This window comes from Nitratireductor basaltis (genome assembly GCF_000733725.1).
Taxonomy (GTDB): domain Bacteria; phylum Pseudomonadota; class Alphaproteobacteria; order Rhizobiales; family Rhizobiaceae; genus Chelativorans; species Chelativorans basaltis.
In genome coordinates, this window is sequence record NZ_JMQM01000001.1 from 1579431 (window position 1) to 1593980 (window position 14550).

Consider the following 14550-nt stretch of genomic DNA (forward strand, 5'->3'; position numbering starts at 1 on the left):
AAACCGATCAGCCGACGATCTCGGTTTCGGCGAACCAGTAGCGGATTTCCTCGGCAGCGGTTTCCGGAGCATCGGAGCCGTGAACCGAGTTCTCACCGATGGACTCTGCAAAAAGCTTGCGGATCGTGCCTTCTGCAGCATCAGCAGGATTGGTGGCACCCATGATCTCGCGGTTCTTGGCGATTGCATTCTCACCTTCGAGAACCTGAACAACCGTCGGGCCGGAGCACATGAAGTCGACCAGCTCACCGAAGAACGGACGGTCTTTGTGAACGGCGTAGAAGCCTTCTGCCTGACGGCGGCTCATCCAGACGCGCTTGGAGGCGACGACGCGCAGGCCGTTGTCCTCGAACATCTTGACGATGGCGCCGGTCAGATTGCGCTTGGTTGCGTCCGGCTTGATCATGGAGAAGGTGCGTTCGATCGCCATTGCTTTTCCTTTTTTGGAATGGGGGAAAGAGAGATGGCGGCTCTATAGCGGGGAGTGCGGCCTCTGTGAAGGGCGATCAGGCGGCAGCGGCAATCGATCTTGCCAATCCCCCATACAGATCAAGGCAACGTTCAAACCACCCCGCCACGGGATCATCCGTCTCCAGAAGCTGGAATGAGGATGAGACACGCGCCCACTGAAACCCGCCAGCGATGATGTAATCGGCAAAGCAGGGTTCTTCCCCTGCGATAAATGCCTGGCGTTCCACCATGCTGCGCAGCGGATCCAGAGAAGCGCGGAAAGCGGGCAGACGTTCCTCGCGACCTACCGGCACATCTTCAAGCTTCTGTCCGAAACGCGCTTCACGTGTCTTGCGGAAATACTCCCGGTCACCTTCATCCAATATGGCGAAGAGATCCCCAAGGATCATCCGCGCGATTTGGGCATAGACGGTCTGGTGTGCCCAGCGCTCGATGAAGCGGGTGAGTGGCACTGTTCCCTCGCCTTTGAACAGCGGTGGCAGGTCGGGATAGGCCTCATCGAGATAAAGCGCGATGCGGAAGGATTCCGATATCACCTGCTCGCCATCCCGGATGAGAGGTACAGTTCTGGAAGCGCCGTCTTCCAGGGACTGGATGTCGCGGAAGCGTGCCGGAACAGATTCGAACTCCAGCCCCTTATGGGCGAGCGCGAAGGCAACTTTCCAGCAATGGGGACTGAAGGGACGCTTCTCGTCATGTCCGACAAGGTCATAAAGTTTGATGCTCATTGCTTCCCCCACTTCCCTGCAAATCAACATTGCGCCGGCTCCACCTGCCAATGGATGAATTCCTTAGACAGGCCGCATCAGCATATTTCAATCACCTTGGTGACCGGCACCCGCTATGATTGAGCCACGCAAGCCTGAAAGGATGCACGGGATGAAACGCCATTTCGAGATGCTGGCCCATTATAATCGCTGGGCCAACACGGTGCTTTACAATGCGGTTGAAACACTTGACCAGGATGAATTCAGCCGGAATGTGGGCGCTTTCTTCAAATCCATGTGCGGCACCCTCAATCACATACTCATCGCCGACAGGGTTTGGCTGGTTCGATTTACCGGTGCGCAGGAGACCTCCGGTCCCCTGAATGCGATCCCCTACCCCGCTTTTGCCGATCTTCACGAGGCTCGCGAGAGAGAAGATGCGCGGATCATCCGATACGTGCAAGGGCTCGAGGATGCGCAACTTGGACAAGCCATCACCTATCGCACCATTTCCAGCCCGACCCAGATCACCCAGCCGCTTGCACCCGCACTCACGCATTTCTTCAACCACCAGACCCACCACCGCGGCCAGGCGCACATGATCCTGTCAGTTCTTGGCAAGGAGCCGCCCCCAATGGACCTCATCTTCTATCTGCGGACGCAGGAGGGCATGGGGAAACAATAGGTTACAGACTTCTTCATATTCCGTTCAAACTGCAATTTTCCCCGAAATTTTCTCTAAACCATAACCGCAACCCTTGCTGGGCGGACCGCAAGTGAACGCTACCGTTAATGTGCAGCGAAGTTCGAACAGCAAGGGAGAACTGAAATGTCCATCATTCGCAACGCGCTACTTTCCACAACAGCAGCAGGCTTGATTGCAGCCGGGCTGGCAATGCCAGCACAGGCACTTGATGTGAAAGTCGGGAACACCAGCGTTGGTGTCAGCCTCGGCAAGTCAAGCAGCGGCGGCTTGAACGCCGATGTCGGCGCTTCGGTTGGCGGAAGCAAAGGCGTCAATGCCGATGTCGGTGCATCCGTCGGTGGAGGCGGTGGTATCACCGCAGATGCCGACGCATCCGTTGGTGGCAGCCGCGGCATAACGGCCGATGCGGATGCCTCAGTTGGCGGCGGCAGCGGCATCGACGCGGACGTGAATGCAAATGTCGGCGGCAGCCGCGGTATCGACACCGGTGTCACGGCTTCAGTCGGTGGAAGTAGCGGCATCGGTGCTGGCGCCGCACTGTCGATCGGAGGCAGCGGTGGTGGCTCCGGCGGCGGCGGCGGTGGCGGCACTGGCGGCGGCGGCACCGGAGGTGGCGGCACTGGCGGCACTGGCGGTGGCGGCACTGGCGGCGGCGGCGGCCATGCGGGCGGCGGCGGCGGGACTGGCGGTGCCGGCGGCGGCAATGGAGGCGGCGGTTTCCTTGGCGGTCTGTTTGGCGGGAACAAGAACCCTGACAACTCCAACAATCAGATCATCCAGCGCATGAGCCGGGCAGAAATCATGCAGAATAAGAAGCGCTGCCAGTCCGTGCTGATCGATCCGAATGCCTATGACTGGAACCTCGTTCAGCTTTGCAAGGCGCTGCAGTAGTTCCGCAGCATTTGTCCACGAAGGCCGGCAGGACAACCTGCCGGCCTTTTTTTGTGCTCATGCGTGAAACTGGCTTCTTGCAAGTCGGGCGCGGCTCAGCCACAACCGCGCAATCATGCTTTCAATCAATGACCTTTCACTGCGCGTGGCTGGCCGGCTGCTCATCGAAAACGCCACGGTCCAACTCGCCTCCGGCGCAAAAGCCGGCATTGTCGGCCGCAACGGCACCGGCAAGACCACTCTGTTTCGTGCCATTACCGGCGATCTCTCGCCGGAAAGCGGTTCCATCAGCCTGTCGCGCGGAACGCGTATCGGCCAGGTTGCACAGGAAGCGCCGGGCACCGAAGAAGCGCTGATCGAGATTGTCCTGAAGGCGGATGTCGAGCGTGCGCGCCTGCTTGCGGAAGCAGAGAGTGCAACGGACCCGCACCGCATCGCCGAGATCCAGACGCGCCTTGCCGATATCGGTGCGCATTCGGCGGAAGCGCGTGCTGCCGAAATTCTGGCCGGTCTTGGCTTTGATGCCGAAGCACAAAAACGTCCGGCCTCGTCCTTTTCCGGTGGTTGGCGCATGCGCGTGGCACTCGCCTCGGTGTTGTTTGCCGAGCCTGACCTTCTGCTTCTCGACGAGCCCACAAACTATCTCGATCTTGAAGGCACGCTGTGGCTTGAATCCTACCTGTCGCGCTATCCGCACACGGTTCTTCTCATCAGCCACGACCGCGATCTTTTGAACCGGGCGGTGAACTCCATCATCCATCTTGAGAACCGGAAGCTGACGCTTTGGGCTGGCGGATATGACCAGTTCGCGCGCCAATATGCCGAGAAGGCAGAGCTTCAGGAAAAGATGCGGGTGAAGCAGGATGCCAAGCGCAAGCACATGCAGTCCTTTGTCGACCGCTTCCGCGCCAAGGCATCGAAGGCGAGACAGGCGCAATCGCGACTGAAGGCACTGGAGAAGATGCAGGTCATCTCGGCCAATGTGCTGACGCAGGTCGCGCCGTTCAATTTTCCAAGCCCGGAGAAGGTTGTCGCCTCACCTATCATCGCGGTTGAAAGCGGTGCGGTGGGTTATGCCGATGACAAGCCGGTGCTCAAGCAGCTCAATCTGCGTATCGACCATGATGATCGCATTGCCCTTCTTGGCGCGAATGGCAACGGCAAATCCACTTTCGCGAAGCTTCTGGCCGGGCGCCTTGGCCTGCAGGCCGGCAAGCTGACGCTGGCACCGGGTCTGAAGGTCTCGATTTTCGCGCAGCACCAGATGGACGACCTGCGGCCTGCCGAAAGCGCATATCAACATCTGCGACGCCAGATGCCGGAAGCGCCGGAGGCGAAGGTACGCGCTCGTGTTGCCCAGTTTGGTCTTGCCACGGAAAAGATGGACACGCCCGCGCGTGACCTTTCCGGTGGCGAAAAGGCGCGGCTTCTGATGGGGCTGTCTTCCCTGGACGCCCCTCACCTCTTCATCCTCGACGAGCCGACCAACCATCTGGACATCGACAGCCGGCAGGCATTGGCAGAAGCGCTCAACGACTTCGACGGTGCCGTCATCCTGATCAGCCATGACCGCCATCTGATCGAAGCCTGCGCCGACCGGTTGTGGCTCGTCGACAAGGGCACGGTGAAACCATTCGAAGGCGACATGGACGACTACCGCGCTTTGATGACGGGCGGCGCGTCACAGCGCAAGGAGAAGCGCGAGGCTGACAAGGCGTCCAAGGCCGACAAGCGGCGTGAAGCTGCGCGAAAGCGCGCGGAACTCGAGCCCCTCGCCAAGAAGATCAAGATGGCTGAAGGTCTGATGGAGCGTCTTCGCAAGCGCATCGACGCAATCGAGGCGGAGATGGCCGATCCCTCACTTTACGAGCGGGATCCGGCGAAGGTCTCGACATTGGCCAAGGAACGCTCGGATCTCAGTGCAAAGCTGGAAACGCAGGAAGAGCTGTGGCTTCAGCTTTCCGGCGATTATGAAGAGGCGATGGCGGGATAGGTTACGCCTTCTTTTGCCAGCGCCCTTCCGGGGACTGTTGCCAGTAGGTGACGGCATGACCGGCAGACTTCATGGTCTTCCAGTGTCGGCGCGCGGCCTCAAGCTGCATCGAGTCGTGACCGTCGAACAGGAAACAGGCGCGTTCATAGCCCTCCAGTTCCCCCGGCTCCGCGCTGTCGACGAGGAAGCGGATGGAGGCGCCATTGATATTGGCGCTCTCCACGGTGAGGAGAACCGGCTGCCTTTCTGCTTCCGGCTCCCTGTCGGTGCCATGCGGCAGAAAGCTCTCTTCCCGATAGGTCCAAAGATGTGCGTCGAGCGCATCACGGCGCTCTTCGCTGCCTGTCTGGATGACCACCTGCCAGCCCCGCTCGAGGCTCTTTTCCACGAGCGGGGGCAACGCGTCTTCCAGCGTCGATTCGGTCAGGTGGTAGAAGAGAACGTCCAAACGCTTCAGCTCTCGTAGTGATCGGCAACCAGGCGGTCGAGCAGGCGCACGCCGAAGCCCGAAGCCCAGGATTCGTTGATTTCCGACTTGGGCGATCCCATTGCGGTGCCTGCAACATCGAGATGCGCCCATGGCGTATCCTTGACGAAACGCTGAAGGAACTGGGCCGCGGTGATGGAACCGGCAGCGCGGCCACCGGTGTTCTTCATGTCGGCATTCTTGGTGTCGATCAGCTTGTCATATGCCTTGCCGAGCGGCAGACGCCAGACCTTCTCGCCCGTGACGTCGCCTGATGCATGAAGCCTTTCGGCCAATTCGTCATTGTTGGAGAAGAGGCCTGCATGATCATTGCCAAGCGCGATGATAACCGCTCCGGTCAGGGTCGCCAGGTTGATCATGAACTTCGGCTCGAAACGGTCGTTGCAATACCAAAGCAGGTCCGCAAGGACGAGGCGGCCTTCGGCATCTGTGTTGATGACCTCGATGGTCTGGCCCGACATCGAGGTGACGATGTCACCGGGGCGCTGCGCATTGCCGTCCGGCATGTTTTCCACCAGGCCGATTATGCCGATCGCGTTGGTATTCGCCTTGCGGGCGGCCAAAGCGTGCATCACGCCGACAACAGCCGCCGCACCGCCCATGTCGCCCTTCATGTCTTCCATGCCGCCGGCCGGCTTGATGGAAATGCCGCCGGTATCGAAGACGACGCCCTTGCCGACAAAGGCAACCGGCTTTTCCTTCTTCTTCCCGCCATTCCACTTCATGATAGCGATGCGCGGCGGACGGACCGACCCCTGAGCCACGCCGAGCAGCGCGCCCATGCCGAGCTTCTTCATCTCCTTCTCGGTGAGGATTTCCACATCGACGCCAAGCTTCTCCAGCTCTTCTGCCTTCTGCGCGAACTCCACCGGCCCCAGCACATTGGCAGGTTCGTTGACGAGGTTGCGCGCGAGGATCACGCCATCGGCAATGCCTTCGGCGCGCTTGAACGCCTTGGCTGCCGCATCCGCATCTTCGCTCAGGATCGTGAATGCGGTCTTGCGGGCGTCGGACTTGCCGTTGTCCTCGTCCTTCTTCGTCTTGTACTTGTCGAAGACATAGGAGCGCAGGATGATGCCCATGCCGACGGCTGCAAGCTCATCGGCACCTGCGTCGACATCTTCGATATCGGCAATGACGGAAATGTTCTTCGCGCTCTTTGCGTTGGCCGCGATATGGCCACCGATCTTGAGCCATGCTTCCTCGTTGCGGTCATCGCTTGTGCCGACACCGATGACGAGAATCCGGTCGAGTTCGGAGCCTTCCGGGGCCAGAATCTCGCAAACCGAACAGAACTTGCCCTTGAAGTCAGCGGCTGCGAAAGCGCGCTTGAGAGCGCCGGCAGGATCACAGGCTTTCTGAGCCTTGCTCAGCGCGCCACCTTCGGGAACCAGCAAGACGGCGCTGCCCTTTTTGGGCGCGGCAATTTTCTCGAATGAGACGGAAGCTCTATCGGTCATGAAATGTCCTGTCGTAAATTATGGGGTTGCCTGATCTTGGGGTTTTTGCCCAAGTTGACAAGGGGTGGGCGTCAGGAAAGCTCTGGACCAGCCGCGTCAATTGTTCTCTGGCGGTCTGACAAGAATCTGTTAACCGCGTTCCTTGTCGCTTCGTTAGCCTAACCACGCGATGCTGTCGCCGGGACTAGGGCTGGCGAAATCTTGAATTCGGGGACAGAAATTGGCCACAAGGGCGGTTTCTCCTTTCGCCATTGCACAGATGCCGGGGATATGACGCACTAAATGAATGTGATCGAAGCCTATATACTGCGCCGGACGGTTGCGATTTTTGCGGCTTCGCTTGCATGGGTTCTGCTCATCGTGTGGACCACGCAGGTGCTGAACCGGCTCGATCTGGTGACGAGCAGCGGACAGACGGCGGCGACCTTCTTCTTCGTCGCCCTCCTCGCGCTGCCGCCGGTCATTCCGATCATCATGCCCTTTGCGGTCGGTATCGGTGTGGCACAGACGCTTGCCACGATGAATGCGGATTCGGAACTTGTGGTCATAAGCGCTGCGGGAAGCCCCAAGACCACGGTTATCCGGCCGATCCTCATCGTGGCCGTAGTCGCAAGTCTTCTTGCCTTTTTCATCAACAACATCGTCGAGCCCTATTCCCGCCAGACGATGCGCCAGACGATTGCGGACTCCAACGCCAATCTCATCACCACCGTGCTTCAGGAAGGTGCATTCCAAAAGGTCGGTGACGGGCTTTTTGTCCAGGTTTCCGAGCGCCTTCCAGGTGGCCAGCTTGGCGGCATCTTCGTAGCGGATTCACGCGATGACGCGATGCGGCTGCTTTACTATGCGCGCCGAGGTGCAAGCCTGGAACGGGAAGGTGGCAGCATTCTTGTCATGCGGGACGGCCAGGTGCACAGGCAGGCGGCCAATGGCGACGTGTCGGTCATCCGGTTCGAATCCTATGCGATAGATCTGTCCGAGTTCACCTCAGGCGGCGGGGAGCCGACACTTTACCCGAAAGATCGTGGCTTCTTCTACCTTGTGAACCCGGATCCCGACGACCCGTTCTACAAATCCAATCCGCAGGCATTCCGCTCCGAATTGCATCAGCGCATGACGGAATGGCTCTACCCCATAGTCTTCGCGCTGATCGGCATCGCGGTTGCAGGTGACGCGCGCTCCTTCCGCGAGGCACGGCTCCACCCGATGGTTACGACGATCGCGATTGGCCTGCTGGTACGCTGGGCTGGCTTCATAGCCGCAAATGAGGCGGAGAAGATGCCTGCCTTCTCAGCGCTGCTCTATGTGGTACCGATCGGCATGATGCTGATCTCGGCCTGGTTCATCGCTACCAGCCGCGTGATGGAGCTGCCGACAAGCTGGACCGAAAAGCTGCTGGCGCGCATTCGGCGCAACAACGAGATTCTGCGTGGTTTCTGGCAGCGCCTCGTCGGCCGCGTCAGACCCGATGGAGGCCGCGCATGATCGGCTGGACCCTTGGCGGCTATTTCTTCCGGCGGTTCGCAGTCATCACCGGCTGGAACTTCGCGGGAATAGCAGCCCTCGTCTTCATCGTGACCTTCACCGAAAATTCTGCGCGCTTCAGCGAGCTTGAAGGATTTTCCCCGCAATGGGCGCTCGGTCTGGCGCTGCTCCAGCTACCCATCATCATGATGCAGGCGGTCCCCTTTGTCGGGCTGATCTCCGCCATGGCAGCGCTTGTGAGCCTTAACCGCAAATATGAGCTGGTCGTCACACGCGCTGCGGGAATTTCGGCGTGGCAGTTCCTGACGCCGATCGCGCTGGGCGCTTTTGCCTTTGGACTTGCTGCAGTCCTGATCCTCAATCCGATTGCCGCTGCCGGTTTCTCGAAGGCTCAGGAGCTTGAGGCACAGGTTCGCGGGGCAAACACGCGCGCCACTGCCGAGAACGAGCGTTGGCTCAAGCAGCGCACGGGTGAAACCGAGACGATCATCGGCGCCGATGCAGCGCTCAGCCAGGGCCGCACCCTGGTACGTCCGGTTTTCATCCGCATTGATGAGGACGGCGACATCGTGGAGCGGATCGATGCCGAGCGAGCCTTCCTGCGCGAAGGTTTCTGGGAGGTGAAGAGCGCGACGAGGCGTGCAGGCACGGCTGCACCCGAAGCTGTCGAAACGCTCTCGATCAAGACGAACCTGCAGCCGGAATATGTGGGCGAGCGGCTCACACTTCCCGAATCACTTTCGATCTTCGAACTGCCGGGGAAGATCGAGGTCGCGCGAACGCTGGGGCTGCGTGCGAACGCTTTTGCCATGCATTTTCATTCACTTGTGACATTGCCGCCACTCCTCGTTGCGATGGCGCTGATTGCGGCAACGGTTTCAATGCGTTTTGCCCGAATGGGACAGTCCGCGACGGTTATTCTGGGTGGCGTCTTTGCCGGGTTTCTGCTTTATGTCACCTCGGTTCTGGTGAAGGCGTTTGGTAGCGCCGGATTCGTGCCACCTTTCATTGCTGCCTGGACGCCTGTGCTGGTTGCGATGTTCTTCGGAGTGACATTCCTATTGTACAGGGAGGACGGATAGTGGGGGCAGCGGTAAATGGGGGCCGCAGAACCACCGGTTCAGTGCGTAGACGCCGAGCGATAGCCGGCGTTGCGTTGATTGCGCTTGTCAGTGCAAGCCAATCGCTCTGGGCGCAATCCGATCTCGTCGACGCCAGCGATCTGCCGCAGGATGCGCAGATGCTGCTGATGGCCGACACGCTTGTCTATGACAATGACCGCAACACGATCAGCGCAGTGGGTGGCGTGCAGATCGAATATGCCGGCAATCGACTTGTTGCCCAGCGCGTCACCTATGACCGCGCCACCTCGCGCGTGATCGCCAGCGGCAATGTCGAGATCATCGAAAAGAGCGGCAACCGCATCACCTCGCAGCAGATCGACGTCACCGACGATTTCTCCGAAGGTTTCGTCCAGGCGCTGCGCGTGGAAACGCCGGACAAAACCTATTTCGCGGCAGAAAGCGCCCAGCGCAGCGAAGGACGCCTGACCACCTTCAACAAGGCGGTCTACACGGCCTGTGAGCCTTGCGAGGAAAAGCCGGACAGAGCTCCGCTCTGGCAGATCAAGGCGCAGAAGATCGTCTGGAACGGCGAAGCCAAGACGGTGCGCTTTGAGCGCGCGCGCTTCGAGTTCTTCGGCATGCCGATTGCTTTCCTGCCGGCCTTCGAGATTGCCGACCCGACGGTGAAGCGCAAATCCGGCTTCCTGATCCCCAGCATCAAGGGCGGCAGCGAGCTAGGTTACGGCCTGAAGGTGCCCTACTATTTCGCGCTTTCGCCGACCTATGATCTGACCGTCTCGGTTACCGGCTACACGAAGCAGGGTTTTCTCGGCGAAGCCGAATGGCGTCAGCGCTTCAACAATGGCGAATACAGCCTGAAGATCGCGGGCATCAGCCAGAACGGCCCGGAAGAATGGGGCGCGAACGAAGTGGACGCCAATGTCGTGGAACGCGGCATGATCGGCTCCAAAGGCTCCTTCAGCATCAATCCCCGCTGGAGCTTCGGCTGGGACGTGATGGCCCAGAGCGACCGGAATTTTTCGAAGACCTACGGGATCGAAGGTTTCTCCTCCTCAACCGAGGTGTCCGAAGTCTATCTGACGGGGCTGGACGACCGGAACTATTTTGATCTGCGGGCCTTCCGCTTTCACAAGCAGGTGGACAGCGAAAGCAGCAAGCTTCAGGACCAGCAGCCTTGGGTTCTGCCAAGCCTCGACTATACGCGCACGCTCGATCGGTCCGTTGCAGGCGGACAGCTTCGTTTCGACGTGAACGGCCAAGGCATCTATCGCGAAGAGGAAATGGCCGTCGACAAGCTGCAGGGCCTTGCGGGCAAATCGGGTCGCTTGACGGCGGAAGCTGAGTGGAAGCGCAGCTTCACGACCAAGCAGGGGCTTGTGCTCACACCAATCCTTCATGCGCGTGGTGATGGCATTTTTGCTGACTACGAAGATCAGTCCCTCGCCTCGATCAACAGCTTTGCCGCTGCAAATGGCTACGGCACCGATGTGCAATCCTCCTATTTCCGCGGCATTGCGACTGCCGGCCTGGAAGCACGCTGGCCGATCCTTTTTGCCGGTGCCGGCGGCAGCCATGTGTTTGAGCCGATGGCGCAGATCTTTGCTCGGCCCGACGAGCCTTACGGCGATACGATCGGCATCCCGAACGAAGACGCGCAGAGCTTGGTCTTTGACGCCACAACACTTTTCGAGCGCGACAAGTTCTCCGGCTATGATCGGATCGAGGGCGGCACGCGTGCCAATGTCGGCATTCGATACTCCGGCGACTTCGGCAATGGCTGGACCGCTCACGGGGTATTCGGGCAGTCCTACCATCTGGGTGGCGTAAACTCCTTTGCCAGCCCCGACATGGTCTATGCAGGCGCCAATTCCGGGCTGGAGACGGATCGATCGGACTATGTGGCAATGGTCGGCCTTGGAGGCCCGAGCGGCTTTGCAGCCTCGCTTGGCGCACGCTTCGACGAGGAAACTTTCGAGGTCCGCCGCACGGATGTTCGTGCGGGTGCCACGGTTGGCCCGGTTACGGCTTCGGCAAACTATACCTTCATCCAGGCTCAGCAAGACTACGGTTTCGATGAGGACCGCCGCGAGGTCGGCGGCAGCGCATCGCTGCGCTTCCATGAGAACTGGCGGGCTTTCGCTTCAGGCACCTACGATCTTGAAGAGAATTTCCTGGCGAAGAACTCGATCGGCTTTGCTTATGATGACGAGTGCTTTATCTATACGATGACTTTTTCGCAGTCGCGCTCGTCGGCTGATGACGAGGCCGACAACACCTTCGGTGTCAGTCTTTCGCTGCGCACGATCGGCGATTTCGGCACGACTTCGAGCGATGTAACGGGGTTCAGCAATTAAGCGGACGATCGTCACGCTTTCGCCGCACCCGGGGGGCAAACAGGACCATGAATGTTATGGTCCCATAAATCGGTGGCAGTGAAATGAGCAAGTTTTCCAGCACGACGGCGCAGCGGGCGATGCGCGCAATGGCCGCCGCGCTTGTGCTTTCGGCAGGCGCGGCAACAATGACGGTTCTGCCAGCCTCCCCCGCCTATGCCGCCCAGATCCGCTACGTGGTGAACGACACGCCGATCACCAGCTACGAAATCCAGCGGCGCGCCGCACTTTTGAAGCTGATGCGCCGTTCGGGGAATCTGCAGCAGCTGGCGGCGGACGAGATGATCGACCAGACGCTGCGCCGCCAGGCGATGGCGCAGAACCGGATCAACATCACCGACGCGATGGTCAACGAGTCCTACGCAAATTTCGCCAAGGGCAACAAGCTTTCGCTCAAGCAGCTTGACCAGATCCTTGCGCAGTCCGGCGTGACGAAGGAACACTTCAAGGAATTCATCCGTACCCAGATGGGCTGGGGACGCGTATTGCAGACCAAGGCACGTTCTTCCCTGCAGCTCTCTCAGGAAGATGTGGTGCGCAAGATGCTGGAGGAAGGCCGCCAGCCTTCCACGACCGAATATCTGCTGCAGCAGGTGATCTTCGTCGTACCTTCGGCTGAACGTGGCAAGATATTGGGCAAGCGCAAGCGCGAGGCGGAAGCCATGCGCGGGCGCGTGCAGGGCTGCTCGAACCTGATCGACCTGGCGAAGACACAACTCGATGTCACCGTGCGTGACCTCGGCCGCGTCCTGCAGCCTGAGCTGCCGGCGGACTGGAAGGACCACATCGTCAAGACATCCCCGGGCAACGCCACGCCGGTGCGCGAGACCGAGCGCGGAGTCGAGTTCATCACGGTCTGCAATGCACGTGAGGTTTCCGACGATCACGTTGCCAAGCTGGTTTTCCAGAGCGAACTGACCGAAGACAAGAGCGCCGCGGACATTTCCGATCAGACACTCGAAGAGCTTCGCAAGGAAGCCAAGATCGTCAAGCGCTGAGGCCGGTAAAGCGTGTCAGGTGAACTGAACCGGCCGCTTGCGGTCAGCATCGGCGAGCCTGCGGGCATTGGACCAGAGCTCCTGTTGAAAGCCTGGACGATGCGCGAGGAATGCGCACTTCCACCCTTCTACGTGCTGGGCGACAAGAGCCTTCTTGAAGCGCGCGCGAAGCGCCTGGGACTGGATGTTCCGGTGGTCGCTTCCGGACCGCTTGAGGCGATACGGGATTTCTCCAACGCGTTGCCTGCCGTTTCGCTTGAGAATGTCATGAGCGATGCACCAGGCCAACCTTCGGCGGACAATGCAGCCGCTGTCATTGAGGCGATCACGCGCGGCGTGGAGGATGTGGTTGCGGGTCGAGCGAGCGCACTTGTCACATGCCCAATCGCCAAGAAGCCGCTTTACGAGGCCGGTTTCGAGTTTCCCGGTCATACCGAATATCTTGGACATCTGGCAGAACAGCATGGCGCATCAGCGCCACGAGCGGTGATGATGCTGGCAGGTCCGCAGCTGAAGTCCGTGCCAATCACAGTTCATCAGTCGCTGCGCGATGCCATTGCCGCCCTGACGCAGAAAGAGATCGTGGAGGTCTCCCGGATCGTGCATCGGGAGATGCGGGAGCGCTTTGGTGTTGCCCAGCCACGCCTGGCCATCGCGGGACTGAACCCGCATGCGGGCGAAGGCGGCACCATGGGGCTTGAGGACGAAGAGATAGTGCGACCCGCCGTGGAAGCGCTGCGCGCCGAAGGGATCGACGCCATCGGCCCCCTGCCCTCCGACACCATGTTTCATGCGCGCGCCCGCGAAAATTATGATGTCGCGCTTTGCATGTATCACGATCAGGCGCTCATCCCGGTCAAGACGCTCGCCTTCGATGAAACAGTGAACGTGACGCTTGGTCTGCCATTCATCCGCACCTCTCCCGATCATGGTACGGCCTTCGACATTGCAGCCAAGGGGATAGCGCTGCCGGACAGCCTGATCGCGGCGATGAAGCTGGCGCATCAGCTCGCGCGCAACACTTCCACACGCATGAGTGTTTGAGAATGGACGGCCTGCCTCCCCTGCGCGACGTGATCGAACGTCATGGACTTGCCGCCAAGAAGTCGCTCGGACAGAACTTCCTGCTCGACCTCAATCTCACGCGGCGCATTGCGCGCACCGCCGGCAAGCTCGAAGGCTGCACCGTGATCGAAGTCGGGCCAGGTCCCGGCGGCCTTACACGTTCACTTCTCATGGAGGGCGCGGACAAGGTCATCGCCATCGAGCGGGACGAGCGCTGCCTTCCAGCTCTTGAAGAGATTTCAACCGCCAATAAAGAGCGTCTGGACGTTATCGCTGGCGATGCACTCAGCACTGATTTCGCAGCCATTGCGGCAGGGCATGATCGCGTGAAGATCGTGGCAAACCTGCCTTACAATATCGGCACAGAGTTGCTGGTGCGCTGGTTGACACCGGATAACTGGCCACCATTCTACGAGTCCATGACGCTGATGTTCCAGCGGGAGGTGGCCGAACGTGTCACAGCCGCACCCGGCTCGAACCATTATGGCAGACTGGGCGTTCTGGCCGGATGGCGCACCCGCGCGAAGATCGCGTTCGACGTGCCCCCGCAGGCCTTCTGGCCCCCGCCGAAAGTAACGTCCTCCGTCATTCAGGTCGAGCCGAACCGCGAGCCGCTGGAGGTTGATCCGGCGCGCCTGCAAAAGATCAGCGAGGCCGCCTTCGGGCAGCGCCGCAAGATGCTGAGGCAGAGCCTCAAGGCCTTTGGCGGCGCGAATTATCTGGAGCGCGCGGGCATCGAGCCAACACGCCGCGCGGAGACATTGTCCGTCGAAGAATTCGTGAAGCTGGCGAATACGCCGGCTGGCTGA

The 14550-nt window shown here is 60.1% G+C and carries 13 protein-coding genes; 9 read left to right on the forward strand and 4 right to left on the reverse strand.

Going from position 1 to position 14550, the window contains the following annotated elements; all coding sequences use genetic code 11:
* Positions 1-7: 7 nt before the first annotated feature.
* Together ndk and EL18_RS07665 are read right to left on the reverse strand one after the other, a co-directional pair.
* Positions 8-430 (reverse strand): nucleoside-diphosphate kinase, encoded by a 423-nt coding sequence (ndk, locus tag EL18_RS07660; RefSeq protein ID WP_036481457.1) that lies wholly within the window; start codon positions 428-430, stop codon positions 8-10.
* 76 nt (positions 431-506) lie between these two features.
* Positions 507-1199, reverse strand: a complete 693-nt coding sequence (locus EL18_RS07665; RefSeq protein WP_036481459.1) for a glutathione S-transferase family protein — start codon at positions 1197-1199, stop codon at positions 507-509.
* Positions 1200-1350: 151 nt separating this feature from the next.
* Between EL18_RS07665 and EL18_RS07670 the strand changes: the two genes are divergently transcribed.
* The 3 genes from EL18_RS07670 to EL18_RS07680 all read left to right on the forward strand — a co-directional run bounded on the left by EL18_RS07670 (position 1351) and on the right by EL18_RS07680 (position 4768).
* Positions 1351-1863, forward strand: coding sequence for a DinB family protein (locus EL18_RS07670; protein ID WP_036481462.1), 513 nt, complete (start codon positions 1351-1353; stop codon positions 1861-1863).
* Positions 1864-2007: 144 nt separating this feature from the next.
* Positions 2008-2775 (forward strand): hypothetical protein, encoded by a 768-nt coding sequence (locus EL18_RS18295; RefSeq protein WP_051913878.1) that lies wholly within the window; start codon positions 2008-2010, stop codon positions 2773-2775.
* A 115-nt stretch (positions 2776-2890) separates the two neighbouring features.
* Positions 2891-4768 carry an ABC-F family ATP-binding cassette domain-containing protein gene (locus EL18_RS07680; protein WP_036481464.1) on the forward strand — a complete coding sequence of 626 codons (1878 nt, stop codon included), beginning with the start codon at positions 2891-2893 and terminating at the stop codon, positions 4766-4768.
* A 1-nt stretch (position 4769) separates the two neighbouring features.
* Here EL18_RS07680 and EL18_RS07685 read toward each other — a convergent pair whose 3' ends face one another.
* Positions 4770-5216 (reverse strand): DNA polymerase III subunit chi, encoded by a 447-nt coding sequence (locus EL18_RS07685; protein ID WP_036481467.1) that lies wholly within the window; start codon positions 5214-5216, stop codon positions 4770-4772.
* A gap of 5 nt (positions 5217-5221) precedes the next feature.
* Entirely contained in the window at positions 5222-6715 is a 1494-nt protein-coding gene (locus EL18_RS07690) for a leucyl aminopeptidase (protein ID WP_036481469.1), read from the reverse strand.
* A 282-nt stretch (positions 6716-6997) separates the two neighbouring features.
* Between EL18_RS07690 and lptF the strand changes: the two genes are divergently transcribed.
* From lptF to rsmA, 6 genes are all read left to right on the forward strand, one after another.
* The gene (gene lptF, locus EL18_RS07695) at positions 6998-8200 is read left to right on the forward strand and encodes an LPS export ABC transporter permease LptF (RefSeq protein ID WP_036481471.1); all 1203 of its coding nucleotides are present in this window, start codon (positions 6998-7000) and stop codon (positions 8198-8200) included.
* Positions 8197-9282 carry an LPS export ABC transporter permease LptG gene (gene lptG / locus EL18_RS07700; protein WP_036481474.1) on the forward strand — a complete coding sequence of 362 codons (1086 nt, stop codon included), beginning with the start codon at positions 8197-8199 and terminating at the stop codon, positions 9280-9282. Before lptF ends, lptG begins: the two co-directional genes overlap by 4 nt.
* A 158-nt stretch (positions 9283-9440) precedes the next feature.
* A complete protein-coding gene (locus tag EL18_RS07705; protein ID WP_036484239.1) occupies positions 9441-11639 on the forward strand; it encodes an LPS-assembly protein LptD in 2199 nt (732 codons plus the stop codon).
* Positions 11640-11722: 83 nt separating this feature from the next.
* The gene (locus tag EL18_RS07710) at positions 11723-12676 is read left to right on the forward strand and encodes a SurA N-terminal domain-containing protein (protein ID WP_036481476.1); all 954 of its coding nucleotides are present in this window, start codon (positions 11723-11725) and stop codon (positions 12674-12676) included.
* Between the two features lie 12 nt (positions 12677-12688).
* Complete coding sequence (pdxA, locus tag EL18_RS07715) at positions 12689-13720, forward strand: 4-hydroxythreonine-4-phosphate dehydrogenase PdxA (protein ID WP_244444532.1); 1032 nt, start codon at positions 12689-12691, stop codon at positions 13718-13720.
* Positions 13717-14550, forward strand: coding sequence for a 16S rRNA (adenine(1518)-N(6)/adenine(1519)-N(6))-dimethyltransferase RsmA (gene rsmA / locus EL18_RS07720; protein ID WP_036481478.1), 834 nt, complete (start codon positions 13717-13719; stop codon positions 14548-14550). Before pdxA ends, rsmA begins: the two co-directional genes overlap by 4 nt.